This window comes from Lactobacillus selangorensis (assembly GCF_001437205.1).
Lineage (GTDB): Bacteria > Bacillota > Bacilli > Lactobacillales > Lactobacillaceae > Paralactobacillus > Paralactobacillus selangorensis.
This window is the reverse complement of record NZ_JQAZ01000022.1, coordinates 1-582: the sequence shown is the minus strand read 5'-3', so window position 1 is coordinate 582 and position 582 is coordinate 1. Positions and strand designations below refer to the sequence as shown.

Sequence of the window (582 nt, the reverse complement as noted above, 5' to 3'; positions counted from 1 at the left end):
AATACTGGTTTCCCTTCTTGGTCTGGTGCATTTCCGGGTCGCGCTTGCCGTCCTTGTTCTTGGTCGAACTGGGCGCATTGATCAGCGTTGCATCGACGATGGTGCCCTGGCGCAGCGACAGGCCGCGGTCGCCCAGATAGCCATTGATGACAGCGAGGATGCCGGCCGCCAGCTCGTGTTTCTCCAGCAAGCGGCGGAAGTTGAGAATGGTGGTTTCGTCGGGGATGCGCTCCAGGTTCAGCCCGGCAAACTGGCGCAGGATCGTGGTTTCGTACAGCGCTTCCTCCATCGCTGGATCGCTGTAGCCGAACCAGTTCTGCAGCAGATGCACACGCAGCATCGCCATCAACGGGTAGGCCGGACGGCCACCTTCACCTTTCGGATAATGTGGCTCGATCAAAGCAATCAAGCCCTTCCACGGCACCACCCGATCCATCTCGATCAGGAACAACTCCTTGCGGGTTTGCTTGCGCTTGCCAGCGTACTCGGCGTCGGCGAAGGTCATCTGCTTCATCGGGAAACTCGGTGGGTGGGGTCGCGGTATTTTGCCAAATCAGAAAGTCTTTTTCAGAGTTTCCCTAA

Annotated in this window: 1 pseudogene; it reads right to left on the bottom strand. The window is 58.1% G+C overall.

Annotated features, from left to right (window positions below):
* Window positions 1–514: pseudogene (locus IV40_RS10455) on the bottom strand (IS5-like element ISPst7 family transposase); the annotation flags it as partial.
* Window positions 515–582: the final 68 nt, after the last annotated feature.